This window comes from Arthrobacter liuii, from assembly GCF_014639275.1.
Classification (GTDB): domain Bacteria; phylum Actinomycetota; class Actinomycetes; order Actinomycetales; family Micrococcaceae; genus Arthrobacter; species Arthrobacter liuii.
Genome location: NZ_BMFW01000026.1, coordinates 16,977 through 41,218, shown reverse-complemented (window position 1 = coordinate 41,218; position 24,242 = coordinate 16,977). Strand labels below are relative to the sequence as shown.

Genomic DNA, 24,242 nt, shown 5'->3' with positions numbered 1-24,242 from the left:
CGTCGAAGTCACAGAACATGCCGTTGCGCACTGACGACCCTCATTTCCCCACGCCCGATGAAGGATCCCTCACCGGACGGAAGAGGGGGCGCACTCCTGCTGCGGTTCGGTCCAGTCCACCGTCTCGAGGAGGGGATCGTTTCGGACCCTCGTTATCAAACGTTCGGGGCCGCTTACTTTTGTGGCCTGGAGGTCGTAATCAGTTAGGACGAACCAGGTGCGGTCGGCCGACCACCAGTTCGTGGGGGTAAACCGGTAGTCGTAGTCATTCCGTTCCAGGAGCGTCGGAAGTGTGCCCAAGCGGCCCTTCCAGAGGTGATAAAGGTCTTGGGGGTCCATTCCCGTCGGCAAGCCGGCCATGAAAGCGAAGCACTCCATGTCCCTGCCTGTCGCTTCGAAAGAGGCGATCGCGCTGATAAGCGCTTCGAAACTGGCAAGATCCATCGACCCTTCCGGCGGCGGCTGGATGGAAAGGGGCCAGGAGCCGGACGGGAACCAGCGGTAGCCCGGGGGTGTCAGGTGGGGGCCAGTTAGGGTGCGCCCTTCTCGGGCCAGATAATCCGCCCAGGTCAGCCGTGACCAACCGGGGCCGGGGTTAGAGGTGTACCCGAGGGGGATGCCGACGTCAATGGTCATTTCGTCCATATTGACGTCGCCGATCATCGCCGGCTCGGCTCCAGCGGTGAGTCGGCGCCGCTTCAGGTCCTCGTAGGTCCCCGGTTTGTGGAGTCGAGGATTTTCGTACATGGCGTGGAGCACCCAAACCGATGCCGGCCAGCCTACTGGATCCAGGCCGGTGCAGACGTCCATATCTGGCCGTTCAAGCAGCCACGCGAGTTCCCGCTCCTGATCCGTCACGCGCTTCATCTGTGCACGCGAAGGCTCCGGGCCCGCGCTCACCTCCCACATCCCATGCCGAAAGCATAGAGGACCAAGATGCGCACGGTTCGCTGTGCCCGTTAGCCGATCCAACACCGGACGCCGTGAGGAAATCGTGACCAGCCCTAGTATTGTGGCGCTCTTTCCCGCGGCATACTCTTGAGCCTGCTCGGGATTGGGGTGCGATCGAATGGCCGGAAAAATCAGATTCTCGCTGCTGGCTGTTACGCTATTGGCCGTCCTGGCTGCGTGTGCAGGTCCTGCCACCCCGGTGACCGAAGCCTCGCCGGAGTCGCCGGCGCCTACTGCGTCCGGCATGGCAACCATGCTTTACACCCACTGCGGAATCAAGGAATTGCGCGTCGACGACACATTCTTCCTCGCCGAAACACCACTGGATGACGGCCAGGGCAATCCCCCTCCGGGATGGGGGAACCCTTATCAGGCCGGCACTGTGACCGTGTCCGGCTCAAAAGCTGTATTTCGGGATGACAATGGCCACATCATCACTTTCCTTGCTCGTCCGGGTGCGACAGCATTTCTCAAAGTCTGTTCCTAGGAGCAGATGGGCGGCGCGGTAAAGGATGGCTCACCGGAGGCTCCCGGCCGAGCTGCTGCTGGTCAGACTTCGACCTTGTACCCAAGAGCGAGGTCAGCAGCGTTCACTCCTCTGATACCCCAGTTCACTTTTGGTGTCTCAGAGATAGTGATCTCAAGACTGTGCGGCGCGATTCCCGCTTCCGCATCAACGCGCTGGAATAGCTCAGCGATCAGCATGCGTTTGGCATCGATGGATCGACCCTCGAACATGGAGATTTCGATAATCGTATAGTCGCTGCCGCGGTCTTCGGGGTGGATGAAGTCGGCATCGTCAAGAGCAATAAAGCGCTGGAAACACTTCTCGGCCGGATATTCGAGAGCAATCATGATCGCTCCATGAATCGCGTTCCTCAGAGCTGTCCGCCGCTGGTCAAGGCTCTCTCGATGCCCATAAACGATAATTTGTGCCATGCGAGCACGATACTGGAAGCAAGCTCCCCGTTGCCCTTAAGGCGATCCTTCAGTGGACCGTTCACCCACGTTCAGCCGGGAATGCCTGCTGATTCATAGTTTCCTGCCACGACGGTCCCACTCTGCCCTCTGACTTTCCTCATGGTCCCAGAAAGTGGCATCGTTCCGGCGGACTCGGAGAAGGTAAAGGAAATAGACCGCATTAACCAGGACGGCTGCGGAGTAGATCCATAGTGCCGCGATGTCCCTATCAACTGCAGTGAAGCCCCGGATTGCCAGGACGGAGAAACAAAGAACCAACAGGCCCGATGACCAGGCGGAGAGACGCCAACTGCCACGCGTCATTCTCGGCTGAAGACGCTTACCCTCCGGCTGTGACATGGCCGCAGCCTACAGCAGCAAACAGTGACACGATAGGCCGCCCATTCACGGCATTCTTCTGGACAAACGTGCCGCCCGTAAGCCGGTGGATCGACGGACACTCGTGTTCGTTCAGGGATGGCCAGATGGGGTGCTCAGAGCGGCAGAAACGCTCGGCTACCCAGTGCGCCACTAGACATGATCAACGCCGCCGAAAAGATCGAACCGAACGTGCCCTTACGGGATCGTAAAACCTGACAAAAGAAAGTTGCATTACGGGACAGCCGGATTGCTGATGCCTAGCGGGGCCATGCGTGCTTGAGCTGGTACCTGCAGTTGGAACTCCAGATCGAGGCGCTTCGCAACCAGCGTGCCGCCATGGAGCTTGCCGCAGATCCTGACGCCTATTCGCGTTTCCGCGAAATGTACCCGGGTAGCTAGCTGTAACGTCCACCCAAGCCGTTCGTTTAGAAGCGTTCCCTCAGCGGCTTTCTTCAGCCCAGCGCCTTGCTTCGACCATGAGGGATTCGACGATCGGCTGTTTCCGTTGCACGTATCCATCCCGATCATCATGAAATCGGTCAGCCAGTTCGAGCTTTGCGCGTTCGTATCTCACGGCGGCATCGGGATGGGCGCGAAGGTAGTCACGAAATCTCAGGCGCTGAATCCAGGTGTTCGAGCCGAGCCGCATGACGTGTACATGGTCCGTGCGATGGTCTGCGATTATCCGCTGCAGGAAAGCGTGGTCGGGATCCTCGGCAAAGGAGGCCGGAACGTACTCGAATCCCAACCGGGTGAGCGATCCGACGGCGGCCGGCGATAATGCGGCTGCCACGTCGGGTACGCCGACGGCCACATCGATCGTGTCCTTTGATGACAACCCGTGCACGCTCGTAGACCCGATATGTTCGATGGATGCGCCGTGGAACACGGTTGAGAGCAGTGTCCGGGTGCGGAGAAACCGATCGGACCAGCCCGTTTCGAAGGGAACAATTTCCACCACAGCATTCGCCCTGGTCATGCAGCCACGATACTGCCTCAGTGCAACATGACACTCTTATTTATTCGACGACGTCTTCAGTTAGCCGGGTGGGGTTGATGTCGGTGAGGGATCCCTCAGCGGGCACCCCGCAGGTGATGGTGCTCATCGCCGGATCATTTCCTAGGTGGTCCTTCTGCCCGGCGGAGCCAGCCAATAAGAAACATGATGCCCAACACCAGGTAAAGAATCCCAAGGGCAATTCGCCAAGGGCCGGCCGGTCCATCTAGACCTGTCAAAGCGGCTATCAGCCAAGCAATACCGAGGACGAGCCACCCGAAACCCAATAAGGGAAACAGCCTCCGTTTCGGTCGAGGAGCAACCCCTTCGGAGGCACTTTGGCCTGCGTCCTCACCAAATCGGTCCTCTGGCATGCGCGAACTCTACCGACGATGCCACGCCGCAGTCTAGGAGTTGATCATATGAACGGAGGGTCTGCGAGTTCTTCAACGAGAACCGACTGGAGCGCTGGGTCTTTGTGAATTGTGCGCCGTGATCTTGCCCGTAAGACGATCGGCTTACGGGACGAGAATCAGGGTCCTGTGGGACGCCGTAAGCGACAAATCACGTCCAATATTTTCCAGCGCCGGTTAGTCTGCGGGTATGAAACCCCGCGGAATTCTCATCGCTGCTCTCGTCCTGGTGGTTATCCGTGGTTTCCGTAATTGTGGCTTGGGCAAGTTTCGGTGACGGCCCAAGCCCGATGAGCACTATGGCGCTCATTAGCGCACGGTGACTGGCTAGGTGCTTGTATCCGGAGCGTCTTGGGATGAACGCCTCTCCAATTCGTTGCGTTCACGCCTTGCAGCGACAGCTAGCGGCGTCATTATGGCGACTATGGGCAAGGCCCATATGACCATAGAGGGCCAGAAGCCAAGCCAGCCCCGTGTGAGCGATGACCCGACCATCGCGACCCAGAAGAGCCAGAAGCCGGTCCATAGAAGCCGTTTCAACTTCGGCGTACGAGTCCCCTCGTCATTGCTCATGGCACACCGTAGCGTCCCGATTCTTAAAAACGATCCCCCTTTGTTCATACCGGAGTGTAACCACGAGGATGCCGCGGGCAATAGAAGCCGAGGTTTTACTGCCGAAGCACCCATAGGGCCTGCACCGTAAGCCGGTCGATCATCGTGCCCCAAAATCCCTCCGCGCCGTCCCACGTTGTGACTCGCGCCGATAAATGGCGGTGTTTTTGCGGCGCTGTTTGGCGCATGGTTCAGCGCGAAAGGGGATCGACCAACGGGGATCCTGGGTCTTTAGAGCTGGAAGGTCAACTGGGCGTTGGCAGAGGAAAGCGTCAGCGGGGAGGTGAGATCGAGGCCTGCGTCCAAGGAATAAGAGAAGTCGACGAGCCCGAGAAAAAGTCCTGAAGACGAACTACTCTGGACCATCGGCGCTAAGGCGCCGTGATTGTCTGAGAGCGTAAGCCCTTCGCCTGCGATTGCCGGAAAGACTGCACTTGCGTGATGTCTTCCTGGGATCATCTCCGTCGATCGCACGCGAATAAGAATGTCGGTGTCAGTTGTCTCCAGGGTCTGCACGGTGAATTCGATCCCGCTCTGACCCAGAACCTTCGGCATGCTGGCGAACATGCTCGAATCCTACGTCTATGCCCGGCCAATGTTCGATCGCAGCTGCAGGACGGCGTGTGAGGATCCCTTATAGGGCCGCCGGCAACAAGCTCCCCTGGGGCATGTGTACTCTGGAGCGGCGTGTGGGCGCGTCGTTGTATGAACTGAGCAGCCGCTTCATTGCTCGTGGCTGGAGCGTCTTACTGCTTTTGCTTTCCTGTCGACGATGTAGGTGCTGACGACAATTAGCAGGCCGCCTAAGCCGGTAAAGACTCCTGACAGGACATTCCCTTCGGGCCTGAGCATGTTGAACAAGCCCGCCAGGATGCCGAAACTGCCAACGACCAGAGCAATGACGTAGCGGGACTTCTTCATGTCCTAAGTATGGTCCCACTCCTGCAGCGCACTGCTGGCTTGATCCATTGTTGAGCAGCTTCAGGCGCCCACTCTTCGTTGTTCACACAAAGGGACGCGTTATGCCCACCCGTTCACACCCAGTGCCCTTTAGCCGGTGGCCGACCGTGCGATTCAGAGCACGGTTATGGATCCTCTACCGTGCTGGCCGAAGGTTTGCTTTGATGCGGCTCTCAAGGAGGCCGTCTTCCATTCACCCCTCTTCTAGCGAAGCAAAGACGCTGGACTGGACTTCTGCTGGATCACGGGTTCTGCTCGAACCAATCCGAAGCACTCAAAGCTTTAGCTTTTGGGCGCCCTACTCGATCAACGACCGGAACCCAGGTCATGGCCGGTACATCTTCCGCGAACCATTCAAAGGCCTTCAGCGAAGGGTGGGCAGCAATCGCCTCCGGATCAGTACCACCCAAAGCGACTTCTCTCGTAAGCATCAGTTCCTCCAGATGCGGCGCCTCCAGGAGCGGACCCAACCCGACCAGCCCTTTCATCGATCCAATCTCGACGCGTTTGAGACGCAGAAGGTTAGCGAGCGAAGGAAGAGTCCGTACTTGTGGCAGTCCGTAAAGGCTCAACAGCCGAAGATTCGTTTGAGCACTTAGAGCCGACAGATCGTGCAGACCACGGATCTGATTGACAGCAAGGTAGCTCAGATTAGAGCAACCATTAACGACGTCGATGGACGCCCCAGAACCCCCGCGGAGGTCTAACCACTCAAGCTGAGGTAGCGAGGCCAACAAGTTCGAAGGCATCTTTACCGCCCAGAGGGTCAGGCGACGGACACCTGATAGCCACTCCAGATCGGAGAGGTCGAGCGATGCGTGGTCGATCCACACGTCGTCCTCGGAGCGCCACTTGGCAGCAGACTGAGCGGACTTCCGTTGAGCAACCATGACTCGAGTATGCCGCAGAACCTCACGCCAAGACGCACAGAGACTGCCCGTGAGTCCGCGGGGACTAGCAAGAAGAGAACAGACATTGCTATTACGATTCGGGCCACACGCCTTCACAGAAGAACGCGAACGGACGGGACCATCACCAGCTCAGAATCGTCCCGCTGGCCGGTCGGCGTGCGCCCGGTGGAGGATCGCTCACCGGATGCCAGTTGGCGGCCCTTATTCTGATCTCGCGCTGAGGCTTTTGGCCATGTGTTCGTTCAGATAGAGCAGTTCCCGGAAGGGCACGGCTTTTCTTGCCGCCGTCGCAATGTTCCGCCCCTCTTCCGTGAAGAGGAACGGGTAGACGCTGATGCCCTCGTCGAGGGACAGAGCGGCGACCTCTTCTTCCCATCCCGGCCATCGCAGCTCGCAGTAGAACTCCGTAGCTCCGCCCCTCACGAGCCACTCGACGAATGCCGTGTGGCCAGCTCGCAGGGATGTCCACTCCAGAGTGTCCGGACCCCAATAGCAGACTTCACCTGGCTCGGCAGGAAGATCATGGTGATTGATAGCGAAGACACCACCCAGAACGTCGTAAGCGATGACGAGATGACCTGGGAGCGCTGCACGATGATCGGGATCACCTAAAGCGTTTACTGTAGCGATGTCCTCGATTCCATTGGCGCCAGCGCCGAGAACGCGCACCCATCCGTGATCGATCACGATAGCCGCGCAGTTCGACGCAATTGCTCCCAGCGTCGACGCGGCTGTCACCTGTAGACGGAAGAGAACGTTCCTTTTCGACGTGTCGTCCGCTAACAACACTTTGAAGTCGACGACCGCGCCAGCCAAGAGCGTTTCCAGCCACGGCCACGCGGGAGAATCGACGCCAAGAAGCTCATCAGCAGATCGTGTTGGAGTCATAAACAGATGCTGTCACAGGTGGCGCTTGCCCGGTTGCCGCCGACTCCCGGAAGGACAGACCAGCCGCACACGTTCCGGCGGCGCGCTGATCCCCTCCATCCGCACGCTGAAGGATCCATCAAGGTGCACGCCATGTGGACGGTATGAGCCAACATTTAGTGCAGCCAGGCTCGGCCGCGTACGCCGAAGACTTTGGCGATTGCTGTTCGAAATCCGGGCCTCCGGGCTTAAGTATGTAGACCCGATCCCGGACCACTGCGGGGGTCTGGTCCAGGACCACCATCCTGCGGACCAGAGCCGTGAATTCGGCTCAGATCCGTGGCCGCCCGGGTGCTATCGCTAGTTGCGCCAGCGCTGTTGGATCCAGCCTAGGGTGCTTTTGTTAGAGAACTCACGACGGCGCTTTAGCTCGGCTGGAACATCGTGGGTGAGCGTGGCAGCGTGCCGCCAATAGCTGGCCAGAATGGTTAGGAATGCGTCAACAGCCTCCGGATCCGCTTTCTTAGCCAGTGCGCTTTGGTGGAATAGGCGCTCCAGATTTGTTGACCCGACGTCGGATTCCAGAAGCAAGCACACGACATCAACCCAGCCTGGACCTATGCACGCCCGGCCCCAATCAAGGACGGAGATCTGCCCCCATTCGTCTATTTTTAGGTTGTCGTGCCTCAAATCGAAATGAAGCAGCGTTTCCCCCTGGACCAGGTTCTCCCATGAGCTTTCGAGCCGGGCGAGCTCCGAAAGATGTAGCAGTTCCCACTGGTTCAGTTCCTCTACGGACAGCAGCCCACAGGATCCAGTCGTTAGGAGCTGGGACCATGTTGAACAGCGTCCCCTCATCCGGTCAGCGACGGTAGGCAGACTCGCCACTGGGCTCGGCGTGAGCCGGGGCGAGAACTCATCCAACATGTCGATGACACTCAAGAGTTGATCGCGTTGCCACGGTTCTTCTGGTGTTTGCCCCTCGGCGGCCTCGAACACCAGAACCACCCAACCATCCAGCGATCCGTCGAACAGCAACCGCGGCGTCCTGACTTTAGAAGCAAGCGCTCTGGCCACACGCGCCTCAGTGATGTAGTCGGCCGCTGGCGGCGAATCCAGGGGAACGGCCTTCACGAAGAACTCATCCTCGGAGACAGTCAACAGTCCGGTCACCCCACCGGAATATCCACCAATTGTGGACGTAAAGGTGAGCGTCTCGTCTTTGAGTTGCTTCCGCAACCAGTCGTGCACTGCCAATGGCAGCCGACTCCAGTGATCTTCGTCCACGAAGTCATGCAATCAGGCCTGGTCGATGACTTCAACAGGTCCAGGTGCATCATGTCGCCCTCATCCAGCGGGGCTGGCAGTAGATTGCGAGATCGCTCCGCTTGCCTGCGGCTTGTTCAGCGATCCTTCACCGAACACCTCGGCGGCCTACCCGAGCATCGTGTGGAGAACTATCAACAACACACCTGCAACAAAGAGCAGCGCGCCGAACAGCGTGCCCAACAGTTCCATGCCCCGCAGCTGCTCAGCTTTGTCTCGACCGGGAAGGATTTTGAACTTCTCCGTAATCAGGAATACCTGATAAGCCGCTATCCGCTTACGGAAGACAAACCAAGCGGCGGCCACCAGCACGAAAACTACGGCTTCACCCATTCCCACCCCCCGAGATGATTAACAGGTTCAGCCAGGCCAGAGCCGGCCCCTCCCACTGGTCCACCCAGTGTTGCAGACCTCGTGTCTAGAAGACGTACGCTTGCCGATCCCCCAGCGGGCACACGGTCACGGACATCAAATGACGGACCTCTTTGCGATCCATGCGGCAATTGGAGACCACTCCGTGGGCGGACGATTCCTCGGGTAGGTACTCCAGTGTCGTTGGGCGTATGACGATCGCCGCGAGTGGCCTCATGAGTACTAGTCAGCCTCCCCTATTCAGTTCCTTGCTGGACGGCCACGTCGTATAGCCGAGCTTCCGCTCCGCCCGGTAGGGTCGGGCCGCAAACACACAGATCAGGATCATGGCGATACCAGGGACGACGATCAGTACAAGAACAATGGACACAAGCCATTCTGGAGGTCGACCTATGGTCACAGATGAGATCGCAATGATTGCCATGACCCCCAAAGCTGCAAGCAAACCAACCGATAGGCGCCTCAGAATTCGCCATAGATAGCCGGCCGGTGGCTGGATCGGAAGGGTGTCCCACTCGTGAGGGTACGCAATCTTGATTGCTTCTGAGTCATCCCAGATCTTTGGCACGTCTTCTTTAGCCCTCCGTCAGGGTCAGGTAGTGCTCAAAGCATATTCGTATAAGTCAGTGGGCGTGCGGCGATTCTTACGCTCCTGAAGTGATTGCGAGTGGACCTATGTCGCAAGCAACTGAGCACTCACAGGGGGGCAGCCTATGGGTGTCATTCCTTAAGCCCAGGGTCATCGCTGGGTTCATTTCGGTGTCCGCGGCCCCACTGGGCTTTGGAATAAAAGGCCTTGCCGAGATAAGTCCGCGAGGGATCCCTTACTGCGCGTCATCCGTACTACTTCTCTAGGATGCCTTCGGTTTATTGCCGCTGGTCTTCTTGGCGGTCATTCCCTTCGTGCCTTTAGCCTAGAACTCCTCAAGGAACGGTGCCTCTCCTATCCAACACCGGATCTCTGATACTGGGTGCAGGGTTCGTAGGAGGATCCTCAACCGGACAGTCTCAAGGATGTTCAGCGGGCTTGAGAGTATCGCTCAAGTTAGCCCACGCCGCTTGCCCTAGGCCCAGGCCTCCTTGGCTCTTTCGTCGAGCCGACGTATGGCGGCTGCATCATCACGGGCAAATTGATATTTGCGAGCACCTTACGCGCCCGAGCAATCATGTACTCCCACTCGGCGGGTTCGGCCCACTCGGGCCGCTCGAGATCCATCCACGGCTCCCGAAGGACCTCGCCCCCACGGCGGGCAAAGGTCTGGACCGCCCCCGTTATCTCACTGGGAAAGCTATCCGCAGGCGCGAGGATACCTCGATAGACATGTTCGATTCCAACGCTGGTCAGCGCCCAATTGCCTGGACCCATCTCGATCAATTGGCCCTTGAGCTTGCCATCGTTCCTCTTCGAGTCGAATGCCAAAGTAAGCGCGGTCGTAAGCCTGTCGATTGTCTCCGGCCAGAAGACTTTCGAAGCCACGTCCTTGAGATCGGCATTCTGGAGCTCCTTCATCATGTAAGCGCCGAATTGCTCCGACGTCGCCCCAGGTTGCCACGCGTACTCCGTCGGCCACGGGAACCTGCCGTCCGGCCGGTCCTCTAGGACGGTCGCCTTTATCCGAAGGACGTCCCGGCGGCCGTTTCCCACCGGGGTGGCGTAGTGGAACCCGACCACGACACTTGGGATTCCCTCCGATGCCGGGACTGTGACACCACGGAAGGGATCGATCGTGCGTGCCCTGTTCGCAGCGACTAAAGCGCCCGCGATCGTGTAGAAGTCGGGCCGGCCACTCATGGTTACGACCGCTTCATCTTCGGCGTCCATGTACTGCCTGAACAGCGCCTGCGAGCTCTCCACGCGTTCTTCGAGTTCTTCAACGCGGGCATCGACCCGGGCTTCGATTTCCTCTGTCGCCGCCTCAATCTTCCTCGTCGTCGCCTCGATGTAGTTCTTGCGCAGACGCGGCTCGATAAACCCAAGGAGACTGGAGAGGGCCACGGCTGAGCCGATGTTGATCAAGGCCGACTGCCACAGCCCGGTCTGGGCTGAGCTGTCCGCAGCCGCGATCGTAATACTTAAGACCGCACCGCCGATTAGAAGGGTCCCGAGGATCCACGGGAGGTTCATCTTGGTCTTTTTAGGCTCGCCACGAGATGTCATGCGTTGCCCCTTCCCGCAGTCCCTGAACCGCGCGCCCCTGCCCTTCCTCAATCATGAAAGCTCGGCCGCCCACCACGGCTGCCCTAGGAGAGCCTTGCCGCAGCTGCGCATCTCGGTATGCGGATCGTCGTTTGGACAGGCAAACATTGGATATTTCAGGTTCAGCCGACGCGGTTGCAACGGTGCTCTCTGACCAAGCGACCTAAACGGCGCCAGGGGTTGGGGAGAAGCATGCTCTCGACTAGTTCGGGCGAGACGCCGTAGTAGTCGTAGACGCCGCCATTTTTGAACTCAACCCGCATCGTCGCTGTGAGTCGGTCGTAGCCAACACTTCGGACGTTGGTGGACACGACAGGGGTCATGTTCATGGCTTCCTCCCAAGAGCCCCGCAGGCGGACCTAACTTCCACGTTCGTAATTACCTGAATGTGACTATCATCTCGAATCTGTTGACAACAGGCAAACTAATGAGTAGCAGGGTCAGGGAAGTCGCTTGAACAGTTGCCCATAAGCCGGTCCGTTGGCGTGCGGACGGGAAGGGATCCTTCGCTCGGTTCCGTATTTGGCCTCTACACGTACGTTTAGCCCGCACGATGAAATGCACGGTTACGGTGCCCTAACCGCTACATTCCAGACCGCCTCGAAATCCCTAGGGTACGAGACGTCTCACGGACGAGGCCGGCTTTCACTTGCAGCTCGTCGGCGACTTGCTAGATCGTCAGGAATCGGCGCGTGGATTCATCAGTAAATGGTAACCCCATGTGCCGACCCCGTAATCAATCAGCCGAGACAGGCTTCCCAGGCTCGATGAAGGCGCTGTGCATCGGTGGAGTTGGCCTCAGCATGGTCCGTCCATGCCAACACCCCTTGTTTCAGCGCGCTGGCAGCCGGGCGGCAACGGGCCAGATCAGGCCTAGGCTTTCGCCCCAGTGCCCGGGAAGCGCCACTAGGACCTTGCCGCTGCCATCCCCTGCCAGACGAAGAGAGAGTGTGCTTCCGGGCGCCGGCACGGGGAAGAAGCTGATGCCGCGTGTGCCAAACCTCATACCGATGGCAGAGGCTCCTTCGATGACAAGTTCAATAGCCAGACCGCCCGGTTTGAGGGACGCGGACCGGACAACGCCGGTGACCTCCTGCCACGGAGAGGCTCCGAGGCGGGTCACCTTCCGCAGCCTGCGGACCGCTAGCACTGCCCACAGGGTACAGCCGGCAAGGGGGAAGCTCAGCAAGAACCCGGTGAATCCGACGGTAAAACCGCCGGCGCACTGGCACAGGGGCAAATGGACCCATCCATGGTCGTCCGGGGAGTAGCTCATGGTGACCACGGAACCGATGGCCGGCGCTTGTCTACAGGGGTCCCCGAACGTAACGTGATTGCGCTGTGGGCGACCATCGATGACAGAGCTGAGCCCGAGATCGCAGTCTACGTATTTCGCGACGAATTCGCGCTGGCTGACCACGGTGGCATCGACATGCGGCCAGTTGCCCCAGAACGGCTGGCCGATGTGCCAGATGATCCCTAGGGCCGTGCAAGCGAGGATGATGAGGACGATTACGGCGATCCTGGCTCTTCGTGCCATCCGTCGGCGAAGGTTGTCGACATCCCGCGCAGGAGTCTCCCCGAACGGCTTGCCGGTAACGGTTAACTCAACGCCAGGCGCGAAAAGGACGGTGCTCATATTCCCCCGTTACCGTGCACCGGTCGGCGCAACTATCGCGAGTATAGCCTTATGACTTCGACGCTATTTGGCGGCGTTTCATAAACGTGAATTTGCCCAGAGCGACGGAGTGAGAGCTTGGCCTAATCCCACGCCAATATCCTGAATGCTTAGAGCTGAAATCGTCTACGAGACACTTTTTTCTATGGCTGCTGGACTGCTGTGAATAGCGGAGTCATCGGAATCGTTTTTAGCAGCGCTACATAGCATAGCCCGCAAACCACCTTCCGAAGAACGGTTGCTGAATGCATAAGACCTGCCTGCGAAACTGTCCGGTGAAGGCGCACTAGACGCACGCTGTTCAAGAGCCAGGAGACACTCGACGTTTGCTGCGCGCGCTGGCCGCCCAGTTCAGCCAAAGCTAGCCAGGTAGCGCTTTACGACGTCCTCCCTGACGCGTCCACGGGCGTTGACCTCGATGCCTTTCTCGGCTGCCCAGGCCCGGACGGCCTTTGTGTCAGCCGACGCAGCGAGACGATGAGCCCTAGGAGTCTGCCTAGTTCCGCTGGTCTTACGGCTGGCGTCTACGAAGCGGGCAAGCAGACTGCGCAGCAGGTCAGTGTTTCGATCCGCAAGGTCGATCTCATAGTCGCTGCCATCGAGAGCAAAGCGTACGGTTTCTGTCGCCTCGGATCCGTCGAGGTCATCAACAAGTTCAATCACAGTGCGTGAAGCCATTCGATGATTCTATCCAATCACCAGACGGATCCCAGCCAGCAAACATTAGCAATTGTTAAGGTCAGGAAAATGTTGTCCCGGAATTGTTAATTTTCAGCGCTCCTGGACAACAACAGGGGGTCAGGTGCGCGTTCACAGCCTGGGGCTGAAGTAGGGCACATAAATTGACACGACCGTCATGAGCACCACGTCATCAATGCATGTTTCCGTGCTACCCCCAGCTGCTCTAGCTCCACCAGCAGGTGCAACCAAAGTACTGCCTGTTTACAACTACTTGGCAAACCGCCAACAATCTTAGAGCGTGACCGCCCCGCCACTATGAATGGGACCGAGAAGCCCAGGAGGCGCCACCAGCATCGCCCAAGGGACTTTTACCTCCTAGACACTCCTCGCAGGGTTCCAACCCACCAGGCTCATGACCAAAGACGATGTTGTCGCGGACCTGGCCGAAGAAGAGAAGTCGCATGCGAGCGATCTCGCGTTCCCGTCGATGGCCTTGCAGCCTATGCGCGCTCCCCTATGCAATGTTTCTCGTGCAGGAACTGGCCTCGTTCGAGGACGCCGATGGGAAGACAGTCGCCACGATCGTCCTGGACACTAACGACGAACATGGTGCGACGATCCTCATCTCTCTGCCCTCGGTCCGAGGCGCGAGCAGCACGCATCCGGGCGGACGGTACAGGGCTAGGTCGACGGTGCACCTGAAGTGGATGCCCCCATTACATGCGAGTCCTTAGCTCTTCGAGTCTCTCACCTTGCAAGTCAGCCCACCCAGCGCGGATGGCGAAGAGGAAGAAGCCTTCGACGGCAGAAATAGCGGTCTCTACGAGGGCTTTCTCTTCCAGAGTGCCGTTGTCGCTGTGCTTGATCTTCTGCAGACGAGCACGAGTCTCATTGAGGCCGGCGGCGGCCAGACGATGAAATGACGACGCCTGTTCGACAATTTGGCCTCCATGGGCGAAGCAGAGGGCTTGAGCTCGCTTAGTCGGGCGCAGGTTTCCGGCCTTACCCTCGAAGGTCATTTTCGTCTCGCCAGGGTAGTACGTAGCGGTCCACTCCAAAACATACGCTTCGCTGAAGGCCTGACGGAGCAGGCGGTCAATGAACTCGATCAGAGAGTTCGCTGCTTGGGAGCACCCGTCGTCTGATGTCGCTAGCGCCTGACGAGCCCCAGACATTTTTCGTGACAAAGCGGCACTGACCTCTGAGATCTTGTCTTGGGAGATTCCAGACACAAGGGGACGAACCTGATTCGCGAGCGTTTCAACGTCGATCTGGTAGGTGCGAGCTTCCTCATCCCTCATGGGGACGTCCTTGAGCGGCAGGTCATGATCCAAGATGCGGTCGAGCTGAGCGTCAACCTGATACGCGATATTCAATGCTGAGCGCTCCAAGAGGTCCAGGCCACCAATCTCGCGCATCTGATGGGGTGTAAGGAACACGACGCAGTCATCGAGCGCCACGGCCACTGGAGTCAGGGAGCGAAAGAACCTCCGAAATGCAATGACAAGCAGAGCCCCATCGCTTCGCAACGCAGATTCGATCTTGTCATATGCAGCAGCACCCGCAAGACGTCGAAGGAACGTTTTTCCTTGGGGTGACGAGACGAGCTTGGTCCAGCGAGGCAGATCACCAACGAGCAGGCCTTCAATGCGAGAAACCCCCAGCATGAATATTTCTGTGTCAATAGTGGGAGGCAAGTATTCGTCTATGAAGTCCAGACGCTCCTGCCAAGGCCTGCCATCGTGGTCATCCATGACATGGCGAATAACCAAAACAAAGACTTCCAAGTACGCGATGACCGCGTCCGGGATTCCGATGACCTTACGAACCCGCGGATGGACCTCCCGCAGCGCCTCAGCCAGCGCAGACTTGTGGCAGACGCCAGTACGAATCTGGGCGCGCTTTACAGGATCGGTTTCCGTTTCACTTGGGTGATGTGTAATATTTTCCAAAGACACTATGCTCCTTAAGTGTGCGGAACACGACCAGACCTGAGAAATCGCTCGTGTCCCCGAATGGACCCCGCCGATAATGCGGGGTCTTTTTCTTGCTGTTTACTTCGCCAGGAGTCCATCCGAGTAACTTGGGACCGCGGTCCTCTTGGCAAATACGAAACTCACTCTATGGTTCTGGGCCTCATCTTGCTTGCCATCTACGGCGAAATGTGGCCATCCCGCTGGAGTCTTGCCACGTTCCGTGAAGCGAGGCCATCTAAATCGGGAAAAGGACCACGTCCCATGGAGCGTGGCCATCCCAATTGGGAATTGGCCACGTTCCAGGAACCTCACAGGGAATCGCCAACTAGGGCAGTTTTTCGCCAAAAACTTAGGACGGAATCGCCGACTAGTCGGAAAATCGCCAACTAGCCTCCGATCTCACAAAGGGGTCCTAGAAGTCCCAGTCCTCGTCTTCGGTGTTGACGGCCTTGCCGATCACGTATGAGGAGCCGGAGCCGGAGAAGAAGTCGTGGTTCTCGTCGGCGTTCGGGGACAGTGCCGAGAGGATGGCCGGGTTCACGTCCGTGACGGACGCCGGGAACATCGCTTCGTAGCCCAGGTTCATCAGGGCCTTGTTGGCGTTGTAGTGCAGGAACTTCTTGACGTCTTCTGCCAGGCCCACGCCGTCGTAGAGGTCGTGCGTGTACTGGACCTCGTTTTCGTACAGCTCGAAGAGCAGCTCGAACGTGTAGTCCTTGATCTCCTGGCGCTTCTCCTCGGAGACCTTCTCAAGCCCCTTCTGGAACTTGTAGCCGATGTAGTAACCGTGAACGGCCTCATCGCGGATAATCAGGCGGATCAGGTCGGCCGTGTTCGTCAGCTTGGCGCGTGAAGACCAGTACATCGGCAGGTAGAAGCCCGAGTAGAACAGGAAGCTCTCCAGCAGCGTGGACGCCACCTTCCGCTTCAGGGGATCGTCGCCCTGGTAGTAGTCCATGACTATCTGCGCCTTCTTCTGAAGGTTCTCATTCTCGGTGGACCAGCGGAACGCCTCGTCGATCTCCTTGGTGGAGGCCAGCGTGGAGAAGATCGAGGAGTAGCTCTTGGCGTGCACCGACTCCATGAACGCGATGTTCGTGTAGACGGCCTCTTCGTGCGGGGTCAGCGCGTCCGGGATCAGGGAGACAGCGCCCACGGTGCCCTGGATGGTGTCCAGCAAGGTCAGGCCGGTGAACACGCGCATGGTGAGCTGCTGCTCCGCCGGCGTCAGCGTGTTCCAGGACTGGACGTCGTTGGACAGGGGCACTTTCTCGGGCAGCCAAAAGTTGTTGACCAGGCGGTTCCAGACGTCGACGTCCTTGTCGTCCTGGATCCGGTTCCAGTTGATGGCCTCGACGTGGTGAAGCAGCTTGACCTTCTCGGTCATGTCATCCCCTAAATGTTGGGTGGGTTTTCTCTAAGTTAAAGCGTACGACGGCGGGCGGGCACCCGCCGTCGTACTGGCCTATTTAGTTGAAGCTACAACTAAAGCATGCAGCTAACGCAACCCTCCACCTCAGTCCCTTCCAGCGCGAGCTGGCGGAGGCGGATGTAGTAGATGGTCTTGATGCCCTTCTTCCAGGCGTAGATCTGCGCTTTGTTGATGTCGCGCGTGGTGGCGGTGTCCTTGAAGAACAGCGTCAGGGACAGGCCCTGGTCCACGTGCTGGGTGGCGGCGGCGTAGGTGTCGATGACCTTCTCGTAGCCGATCTCGTACGCGTCCTGGTAGTACTCCAGGTTGTCGTTGGTGAGGTACGGCGCCGGGTAATAGACGCGGCCCAGCTTGCCTTCCTTACGGATCTCGATCTTGGACGCCACCGGGTGGATCGAGGAGGTGGAGTTGTTGATGTAGGAGATCGATCCGGTGGGCGGCACAGCCTGCAGGTTCTGGTTGTAGATGCCGTGCTCCATGACCGAAGCCTTCAGCGCCAGCCAGTCAGCCTGCGTGGGGATGTGCACGTTCTTGAAGAGCTCCGCAACCTTCTCGGTCTGCGGCACCCACTCCTGCTCCGTGTACTTGTCGAAGAACTCGCCGGACGCGTACTTGGACTTCTCGAAGCCGCCGAAGGTCTGGCCGGTCTCCATGGCCAGCAGATTTGAGGCACGGACCGCGTGGTACACCACCGAGTAGAAGTAGATGTTGGTGAAGTCCAGGCCCTCTTCAGAGCCGTAGTGCACCCGCTCACGCGCCAGGTAGCCGTGCAGGTTCATCTGGCCCAGGCCGATGGCGTGGCTCTGGTCATTCCCCTTGGCGATGGACGGCACCGAGGTGATGTTGGACATGTCCGACACCGCCGAGAGAGACCGGATGGCCGTCTCGATGGTCAGGCCGAAGTCCGGGCTGTCCATGGTCTTGGCGATGTTCAGCGAGCCCAGGTTGCAGGAGATGTCCTTGCCGGTGTCCGCGTAGGACAGGTCATCGTTGTACGTGGTGGGCTGGGAAACCTGGAGGATCTCCGAGCACAGGTTGGACATGATGATCTTGCCGTCAATCGGGTTGGCCCGGTTCACGGTGTCCTCGAACATGATGTACGGGTAACCGGACTCGAACTGGATCTCGGCGAGGGTCTGGAAGAACTCGCGGGCCTTGATCTTGGTCTTCTTGATCCGGGAATCGTCCACCATCTCGTAGTACTTCTCGGTGACCGAGACGTCGGAGAACGGCATGCCGTAGACGCGTTCCACGTCGTACGGGGAGAACAGGTACATGTCCTCGTCCTTTTTGGCCAGCTCGAACGTGATGTCCGGGATGACGACGCCCAGGGAGAGGGTCTTGATGCGGATCTTCTCGTCCGCGTTCTCGCGCTTGGTGTCCAGGAACCGGTAGATGTCCGGGTGGTGGGCGTGCAGGTACACGGCACCGGCACCCTGGCGGGCACCGAGCTGGTTGGCGTAGGAGAAGCTGTCTTCGAGGAGCTTCATCACGGGGATGACGCCGGAGGACTGGTTCTCGATCTGCTTGATGGGCGCACCCACCTCGCGGATGTTAGTCAGCGCGAACGCCACGCCGCCGCCGCGCTTGGACAGCTGCAAAGCGGAGTTGATGGAGCGCCCGATCGACTCCATGTTGTCCTCGATGCGGAGCAGGAAGCAGGAGACCAGCTCGCCGCGCTGCTTCTTGCCCGCGTTCAGGAACGTGGGGGTGGCCGGCTGGAAGCGGCCCTCGATGATCTCATCCACCATCTGCAGGGCAAGCTGCTCGTTGCCGCGGGCGAGGTGCAGGGCCACCATGCAGACGCGGTCCTCGTAGCGCTCCAGGAAACGCTTACCGTCAAACGTCTTCAGCGTGTACGAGGTGTAGAACTTGAAGGCGCCCAGGAACGTCTCGAAACGGAACTTCTTCTTGTAGGCACGGTTGAACAGCTCACGGATGAAGTTCATCGTGTACTGGTCCAGCGTCTCGCGCTCGTAGTACTGGTTCTTCACCAGGTAGTCGAGCTTCTCCTCCAGGTCATGGAAGAACACGGTGTTGTTGTTAACGTGCTGCAGGAAGTACTGGTGCGCGGCCTCGCGGTCGGCGCCGAACTGGATTTCACCATTGGGACCATAGAGGTTCAGCATGGCGTTCAGCTCGTGGTAGCCGAGGCCCTTGTAGGCGGCGGGCATCTCGGGCTTCTGGGCCCTGGTTACTTCTGTGTCTGCGACAGTCGTGTCCAAAACGTATCCAATCCTTGGTTGACCCGGGTGACGTCTTCCGGCGTTCCCATAAGTTCGAATCTATAGAGGTGGGGTACCTGGCATTTGGCGGCAATAATGTCACCTGCCATGCAGTAGTTGTCCCCGAAGTTTGTGTTTCCGGCACCTATTACCCCGCGCAGCAGTTGCCTGTTCTGCGGGTTGTTGAGGAACCGGATGACCTGCTTGGGAACGGATCCTTCTCCCCCGGTGCCGCCGTACGTGGGCACCACCAGCACGTACGGCCGGGTGGCGAGGAGGGGTGCATCCTTTGCATAGAGCGGGATCCGGGCCACCTCACGGCCAAGCTTCGCGACGAAGCGGCTGGTGTTCTCGGATGAAGACGAAAAGTAGATGAGCTGGCTTCCGGTGGGAACCAGCCCGGTTTCCTTTTGGGGACCGGCCGGCGGGGACACCTCCACGCGCTGAGCCGCGTGGGTCGGTAAAGCAACGTGGTTACGCTGTGCTGCTGGTGCCGCCATGGGAGTCACCTCAGCTGGTTGATGGTTGCCGGCAGGAAAAGCGGGAACTCCTAGGCCACGGAGGTAACGGCGGAAAGGGCCAGTTCCTCGATCTTGTCGGGGCGGAAGCCTGACCAGTGGTCCTGGTCCGTGACCACAACGGGAGCCTGCATGTAGCCCAGTGCCTTCAGGCGCTCGAGTGCCTCGGCGTCCTGGGAGATGTCGACGCTCTGGTAGGTGATGCCCTTCTTGTCGAGCGCGCGGTAAGTGGCGTTGCACTGAACACAAGCAGGCTTCGTGTAAACCGTTACGGTCATTGTCCCTGTCCCCTTAGTTAAACTCTTTGCTGGTGCGGTGTCCCCGTCCAGCTGTAGATAGATACTACATGTAGTGCAGACGCCTCTTTGGAACCCCAAGATGATGTATTACAAGTATGTCATTTAATGCACCGTTAATCCACAGGCAAGGGCTGGAAAAATGCCCGGGATCGCGGGTTTTTTGCGGGCTGGGTCCACACCCTGTGGAGTAGTTAGCCACATATGCACAATGCGCGTGTCGTGATCGCCCGGCGTGTCGCCGTCCTGCTCCACCCATACGAAAGGGGTCCGTGACCACTACATGTAGTGGTCACGGACCCCTGGATCCCCGTTGGGCAGGCTGCTAGACCCGGCAGCTGCGTCCGCTTCCTACGGCTTGGCGGGATTGAGCCGGGCGATCGCGGTGGACAACGCGCTGGCGAAGCAGCACCACACTGCGTAAGGCGCCAGCGAAACTCCGGCAGCACGGTTCAGCCGGTAAGTGCGCCGCACCAAATCAGCGCTGCTGGCTGCAAGCACCGCGGCCTCCGCCGCTGCCAGCCACGGCCGGCGTGCACGCCAGAAGAACCAGCTCCACGACGCATTCAGGATCAGGTTTGCGGCCAGTGCGCGCCTGTACATGCGCAGCTCCCGGGCGTGGTCCTTCCCGACGGGGCCGGGACTGTCGGCGGCAGCGTCCAGTTCCACCGCCCGGTCCAGTGCGACGGCGGACGTCACGGCCAGGTCCGCATACAAGGCAGTCCACACCACCGGAAAGGCAAGGGCCGGGGGCTGCCAGTCCGGCTTTCGCAGCTTCAGGTACCAGTTGCTGTCCGGATCCGTGGCAGCCCCACCTGCAGCGGCTGTGCCGACCGTGGCCGCCGTCGTCCATCCCAGTGTCTTCAGTTTCATGGCTGATCCTCCGCTTCCTTACCCAAGGCAAACTACAGCTGGGCCTCCCGTCGGTCCAGCACGATCTGCTGCACGTCCAGGTAACCGGACTGGAACCCGGCGCGCGAGTAGCAAAGGTAGAAAAGCCACATCCGCTGGAACACGGCGTCGAACCCCAGCTCCCCCACTTCCCGGGACCGGGCCAGGAACCGTTCCTCCCACAGCCGAAGGGTGGCCGCGTAGTGGTCGCCCATTCCCATGCGTTCCCGCACCCTGAGGGTGGTGCGCTGCTGGGTCACGCTCTCGATGGCCCGGACGGACGGCAGGAAGCCGCCGGGAAAAATGTACTTGTGCACCCACGTGTAGGCGTTGCGGGTGGCCAGCATCCGGCCGTGCGGCATGGTGATCGCCTGGATAGCCACTTTCCCTCCGGGGGCCAGGACGCGGTCGATGGTCTGGAAGTAGATTGGCCAGTACTCGTACCCCACGGCCTCGATCATCTCGACGGACACCACGGCGTCGTACTCGCCTTCCACCGCACGGTAGTCCTGCAGGGCAACCGTCACCCTGTCCGCGAACCCGGCTTCGGCGATGCGTTCCTGCGCCAGCGCCTGCTGCTCGCTGGACAGCGTGACGCTGTACACGGTGGCGCCGCGGGCTGCGGCACGCAGGGCGAGCTCGCCCCAGCCGGTACCGATTTCCAGCAGCCGGGTACCTTCGCCCACGCCGGCCTTGTCCAGCAACCGGTCGATCTTTGCCTGCTGGGCCTCCGCCAGGACATCCCACGTCACGGCGGACAGCGGCCCGGCCTTCCCGGGGAACAGCGCCGACGAGTAGCTCATGGTGGAATCCAGGAAGTTGGAGAACAGCTCGTTGGAGAGGTCGTAGTGCCGGGAGATGTTGCTCCGTGTGTTTTGTTCGGCGTTGCGCTCCTGGCGGGGCGTCCGGGGCAGGTACAGCGAGCGCAGTTTCTGCAGCGGCAGGGGAATCAGGGTGTCCACCGAGGCGGCGAAGACTTCGAGCAACGCGGCCAGATCCGATGCCTCCCAGTCGCCGGCCATGAAGGATTCGCCCAGGCCGATCAGGCCGTTGTCGCCGATCCGCGTCTCGAAGGCCCGGGGCCGCACCACGGTCATCACGGGAGCGTCCGGCCCACCGGTCCCCAGCACCGAGCCGTCCGGATATTCAACGCGCAGCGGCAGCCGCTTGACCGCACCCTTGAACAGCAGGCCGGCAGCCTTGCCGGCCGCAGCAGCCTTCACGCCCGACGGCGGCTGGGCAACACCGGGCCACAGGTCAGGATCGATGGTGGCGGGCGACGCCGGCACTCCGGTTGCGCCCCATGCTGCGGGAGCGTGCCCGGCGGCTTGCTGTCCGGCGGCCTTGTTTTCGACGTTGGCTGCAGTAGCTCCGTTGTCGTCAGTCATTGTCATTGAACTGCCTCCTGTGAGGGGTGATGTGGTCTGGCAACGACGGGCAGGCGTCTTGCCCAGAGTTTAATGCCCTGGACCCGGATCAGGGCGGATACCAGCAGCGGCGCGGCAGGCACGGTCAGGGCCGCGGCCAGGATGTTAGGGATGCTGGCAGGCCTCCGCCGGCCGTCCATGGTGGCCACGAAGGGCCGGTGCCCCTCACGCTCCAGGATGATGGACACCGCCAGCCGGTCCCCGGGTGCCGGAAGCTTCATCCGGTACTGCCCGTCGACGTCGTTAAAAGGTGATACGTAAAACGCCTTTGGGACTGACGCGCGGCCGGAGGTGTCGGTTCGAAGCAGGTAGCAGTGCCGCTCCCCGTAAGTGTTGTGGACCTCGGCCACCACGCACTGGAGTTCCCCACTTGAGCGGTAGCACCAGAACAGAGTGAGTGGATTGAAGACGTAACCAAAAACCCTGGCGCTGGTGAGCATGTGGATGGGACCGCCGTCGGGCTCTAAGCCCTGGGTCCGCAGGTACCGCTCCACATTGGACCGGATGCCGGCGTCCGGATCACCCAGGTGGTCTCCTGCGCGGAACACTGCGAGTGGCCGCAGCAACACAGGCAGGGGCGGCAGGTCATCCACATCCACGAACCAGCTGTAGCTCCGGTAAGTGAAGGCATTCTTCAATGGGGTGCGCCGCACGTGGGCTATGGACGTGCGGTAGATCGAAGGCTGCATGGTCATGCAGGCTCCGCGGCCAGCAGTTCCCGCTCCCCCTCGCCGGCGGAACCGCCGGAATCAGCGGCCCGGGCCACCGGCCACGTGCGTCCCAGTTTTTCCGCGGCCCGCACCCCGGAGAGGGCGCCGTCCTCATGGAAGCCCCAGCCAAGGTACGCTCCGGCGTAGGCAATCCGGCCGTTGCTGAGCGCCGCGATGGCCTGCTGGGCCTTCAGGGAATCAGGGGTGTACTGCGGGTGTTCGTACACCATCCGCTGCAGTACCGCGCTGTCCGCGATCAGCCCGGACTCGCCCAGACTCACCAGGTAGGGCCGGCCGCCTGCCGTTTCGAGCCGCTGCAGCCGGGTGAGGTCGTAGCTCACCAGCACCTTGTCCGGCCGGGCGTCGCAGGCCGGGAGCCGGTAGTTCCAGGACGCCCTGGCGTTGCCCGCCGAGGGCAGGACGGCGGGGTCCTGGTGGAACACTGTGTGGTTCACGGAGTAGGGCATGCCTCCGAGTGCTTCCTTCTCCTCCGGGGTGGCGTCGGCGAGGAACCCGAGGGCCTGCGCGGGGTGCGTGGCGATCACGACGGCGTCAAAGTCTTCCAGCCCGTTGGCCGTTGCGAGCTCCACGCCATCGGGCAGGCGCCGGATGGCGGTGACGGGGGTGTTGAGCCGGACATCCGCCAGCGTTGCGGCGAGCTTTTCGACATACCTTGCCGAGCCGCCGGTAACAGTCCGCCACTGCGGCGAGCCCTTGATGCCCAGCATGCCGTGGTGGCCCAGGAACGTGAAGAGGTACCGCGCCGGATAGGCCAGCGCCGTGGTGGGATCGCAGGACCAGACGGCACTGACAACCGGGGTCATAAAGTGGGAGATGAAGTAAGGGCTGAACTTCTCCCGCGCCAGGAACTCCCCCAGCGTCAGTTCCGGCACCTCCACTTCGTCGCCGACGGCCGACGGCGGCGCGGTCCTGAGCAGTTCCCTCGCCTTCCGGTAAAAGCGGGTAACCTCCAGCAGCATCAGCAAATAGCGGCCGCGCAGCAGGCTGGAGGGTTTGGCGATGATTCCGCGGGCGCCGTCGCGGGCACCGGCGTATTCCAGTCCGCAGCCGTCGCAGCGGATCGACATGCTCATCTCGGAGTCCTGGGTTTCGACGCCAAGCTCGGCGAACAACCGCAGCAGGGTGGGATAGGTCCGTTCGTTGTGCACGATAAAGCCCGTGTCCACCCCGATGACGCTTCCGTCAGGCTGGGGCATGTCGTGGGTGTGGGCATGGCCACCCAGCCGCGAATCCGCCTCGAACAGGGTGACGTCGTCCTGCCGGTTAAGTACGTACGCGGCAGTCAATCCGGCCACGCCGCTGCCGATTACGGCGATGCGCCGCCGGCCGCGTGGACTTGCTGCTGGGTCAAGTGACACTTCATGCTCCTCTGCTGAACATTTGCCGCTGTGCTGGGTATACAGAGGGCAATTCGGCGCGGTCGCGGCGGCGGATGGGTGC

At 60.2% G+C, this 24,242-nt stretch carries 25 protein-coding genes; 2 read left to right on the top strand and 23 right to left on the bottom strand.

Going from position 1 to position 24,242, the window contains the following annotated elements:
- Positions 1–69: 69 nt before the first annotated feature.
- Positions 70–867: a hypothetical protein gene (locus IEW19_RS18485; RefSeq protein ID WP_188573050.1), complete on the bottom strand. Its 798-nt coding sequence runs from the start codon at positions 865–867 to the stop codon at positions 70–72.
- 202 nt (positions 868–1,069) lie between these two features.
- Between IEW19_RS18485 and IEW19_RS18480 the strand changes: the two genes are divergently transcribed.
- Positions 1,070–1,438, top strand: coding sequence for a hypothetical protein (locus IEW19_RS18480; protein ID WP_188573049.1), 369 nt, complete (start codon positions 1,070–1,072; stop codon positions 1,436–1,438).
- Between the two features lie 62 nt (positions 1,439–1,500).
- On the opposite strand, the gene IEW19_RS18475 is transcribed toward IEW19_RS18480, so the two are convergent.
- The gene (locus IEW19_RS18475) at positions 1,501–1,890 is read right to left on the bottom strand and encodes a tautomerase family protein (RefSeq protein WP_188573048.1); all 390 of its coding nucleotides are present in this window, start codon (positions 1,888–1,890) and stop codon (positions 1,501–1,503) included.
- 678 nt (positions 1,891–2,568) lie between these two features.
- Here IEW19_RS18475 and IEW19_RS23975 point away from each other — a divergent pair.
- Complete coding sequence (locus IEW19_RS23975) at positions 2,569–2,691, top strand: hypothetical protein (RefSeq protein WP_268236296.1); 123 nt, start codon at positions 2,569–2,571, stop codon at positions 2,689–2,691.
- 40 nt (positions 2,692–2,731) lie between these two features.
- Here IEW19_RS23975 and IEW19_RS18470 read toward each other — a convergent pair whose 3' ends face one another.
- The 21 genes from IEW19_RS18470 to IEW19_RS18375 all read right to left on the bottom strand — a co-directional run bounded on the left by IEW19_RS18470 (position 2,732) and on the right by IEW19_RS18375 (position 24,160).
- Positions 2,732–3,271 (bottom strand): GrpB family protein, encoded by a 540-nt coding sequence (locus IEW19_RS18470; RefSeq protein ID WP_188573047.1) that lies wholly within the window; start codon positions 3,269–3,271, stop codon positions 2,732–2,734.
- Positions 3,272–3,311: 40 nt separating this feature from the next.
- The gene (locus IEW19_RS23970) at positions 3,312–3,446 is read right to left on the bottom strand and encodes a hypothetical protein (protein WP_268236294.1); all 135 of its coding nucleotides are present in this window, start codon (positions 3,444–3,446) and stop codon (positions 3,312–3,314) included.
- 1,099 nt (positions 3,447–4,545) lie between these two features.
- Positions 4,546–4,881: a hypothetical protein gene (locus tag IEW19_RS18465; protein WP_188573046.1), complete on the bottom strand. Its 336-nt coding sequence runs from the start codon at positions 4,879–4,881 to the stop codon at positions 4,546–4,548.
- Between the two features lie 156 nt (positions 4,882–5,037).
- Positions 5,038–5,235, bottom strand: a complete 198-nt coding sequence (locus IEW19_RS18460; protein ID WP_188573045.1) for a hypothetical protein — start codon at positions 5,233–5,235, stop codon at positions 5,038–5,040.
- 281 nt (positions 5,236–5,516) lie between these two features.
- Positions 5,517–6,164: a leucine-rich repeat domain-containing protein gene (locus IEW19_RS18455; protein ID WP_188573044.1), complete on the bottom strand. Its 648-nt coding sequence runs from the start codon at positions 6,162–6,164 to the stop codon at positions 5,517–5,519.
- A 222-nt stretch (positions 6,165–6,386) separates the two neighbouring features.
- Complete coding sequence (locus tag IEW19_RS18450; RefSeq protein WP_188573043.1) at positions 6,387–7,073, bottom strand: DUF2625 family protein; 687 nt, start codon at positions 7,071–7,073, stop codon at positions 6,387–6,389.
- 339 nt (positions 7,074–7,412) lie between these two features.
- Complete coding sequence (locus tag IEW19_RS18445; protein ID WP_188573042.1) at positions 7,413–8,339, bottom strand: aminoglycoside phosphotransferase family protein; 927 nt, start codon at positions 8,337–8,339, stop codon at positions 7,413–7,415.
- Positions 8,340–8,486: 147 nt separating this feature from the next.
- On the bottom strand, positions 8,487–8,711 hold the full coding sequence (locus IEW19_RS18440) for a hypothetical protein (protein ID WP_188573041.1): 225 nt from the start codon (positions 8,709–8,711) through the stop codon (positions 8,487–8,489).
- 1,084 nt (positions 8,712–9,795) lie between these two features.
- Positions 9,796–10,908 carry a hypothetical protein gene (locus IEW19_RS18435; protein ID WP_188573040.1) on the bottom strand — a complete coding sequence of 371 codons (1,113 nt, stop codon included), beginning with the start codon at positions 10,906–10,908 and terminating at the stop codon, positions 9,796–9,798.
- A gap of 161 nt (positions 10,909–11,069) precedes the next feature.
- On the bottom strand, positions 11,070–11,270 hold the full coding sequence (locus IEW19_RS24280; protein WP_373283624.1) for a KTSC domain-containing protein: 201 nt from the start codon (positions 11,268–11,270) through the stop codon (positions 11,070–11,072).
- Between the two features lie 509 nt (positions 11,271–11,779).
- Positions 11,780–12,586 carry a hypothetical protein gene (locus tag IEW19_RS18425; protein WP_188573038.1) on the bottom strand — a complete coding sequence of 269 codons (807 nt, stop codon included), beginning with the start codon at positions 12,584–12,586 and terminating at the stop codon, positions 11,780–11,782.
- A gap of 390 nt (positions 12,587–12,976) precedes the next feature.
- On the bottom strand, positions 12,977–13,303 hold the full coding sequence (locus tag IEW19_RS18420) for a histone-like nucleoid-structuring protein Lsr2 (protein WP_188573037.1): 327 nt from the start codon (positions 13,301–13,303) through the stop codon (positions 12,977–12,979).
- Positions 13,304–14,022: 719 nt separating this feature from the next.
- Positions 14,023–15,258: a hypothetical protein gene (locus IEW19_RS18415; protein ID WP_188573036.1), complete on the bottom strand. Its 1,236-nt coding sequence runs from the start codon at positions 15,256–15,258 to the stop codon at positions 14,023–14,025.
- 436 nt (positions 15,259–15,694) lie between these two features.
- Entirely contained in the window at positions 15,695–16,669 is a 975-nt protein-coding gene (nrdF, locus tag IEW19_RS18410; RefSeq protein WP_188573035.1) for a class 1b ribonucleoside-diphosphate reductase subunit beta, read from the bottom strand.
- A 98-nt stretch (positions 16,670–16,767) separates the two neighbouring features.
- A complete protein-coding gene (nrdE, locus tag IEW19_RS18405) occupies positions 16,768–18,888 on the bottom strand; it encodes a class 1b ribonucleoside-diphosphate reductase subunit alpha (RefSeq protein ID WP_188573066.1) in 2,121 nt (706 codons plus the stop codon).
- Positions 18,889–18,908: 20 nt separating this feature from the next.
- A complete protein-coding gene (gene nrdI, locus IEW19_RS18400; RefSeq protein WP_188573067.1) occupies positions 18,909–19,379 on the bottom strand; it encodes a class Ib ribonucleoside-diphosphate reductase assembly flavoprotein NrdI in 471 nt (156 codons plus the stop codon).
- 110 nt (positions 19,380–19,489) lie between these two features.
- Entirely contained in the window at positions 19,490–19,735 is a 246-nt protein-coding gene (gene nrdH, locus IEW19_RS18395) for a glutaredoxin-like protein NrdH (protein WP_043451057.1), read from the bottom strand.
- 369 nt (positions 19,736–20,104) lie between these two features.
- A complete protein-coding gene (locus IEW19_RS18390) occupies positions 20,105–20,626 on the bottom strand; it encodes a TspO/MBR family protein (RefSeq protein WP_188573034.1) in 522 nt (173 codons plus the stop codon).
- Positions 20,627–20,658: 32 nt separating this feature from the next.
- The gene (locus IEW19_RS18385; protein ID WP_188573033.1) at positions 20,659–22,038 is read right to left on the bottom strand and encodes a class I SAM-dependent methyltransferase; all 1,380 of its coding nucleotides are present in this window, start codon (positions 22,036–22,038) and stop codon (positions 20,659–20,661) included.
- Positions 22,035–22,766, bottom strand: coding sequence for a DUF1365 domain-containing protein (locus IEW19_RS18380; protein ID WP_188573032.1), 732 nt, complete (start codon positions 22,764–22,766; stop codon positions 22,035–22,037). Before IEW19_RS18380 ends, IEW19_RS18385 begins: the two co-directional genes overlap by 4 nt.
- A complete protein-coding gene (locus IEW19_RS18375; RefSeq protein WP_188573031.1) occupies positions 22,763–24,160 on the bottom strand; it encodes an NAD(P)/FAD-dependent oxidoreductase in 1,398 nt (465 codons plus the stop codon). The genes IEW19_RS18380 and IEW19_RS18375 overlap by 4 nt, the downstream gene beginning before the upstream one ends.
- Positions 24,161–24,242 lie beyond the last annotated feature (82 nt).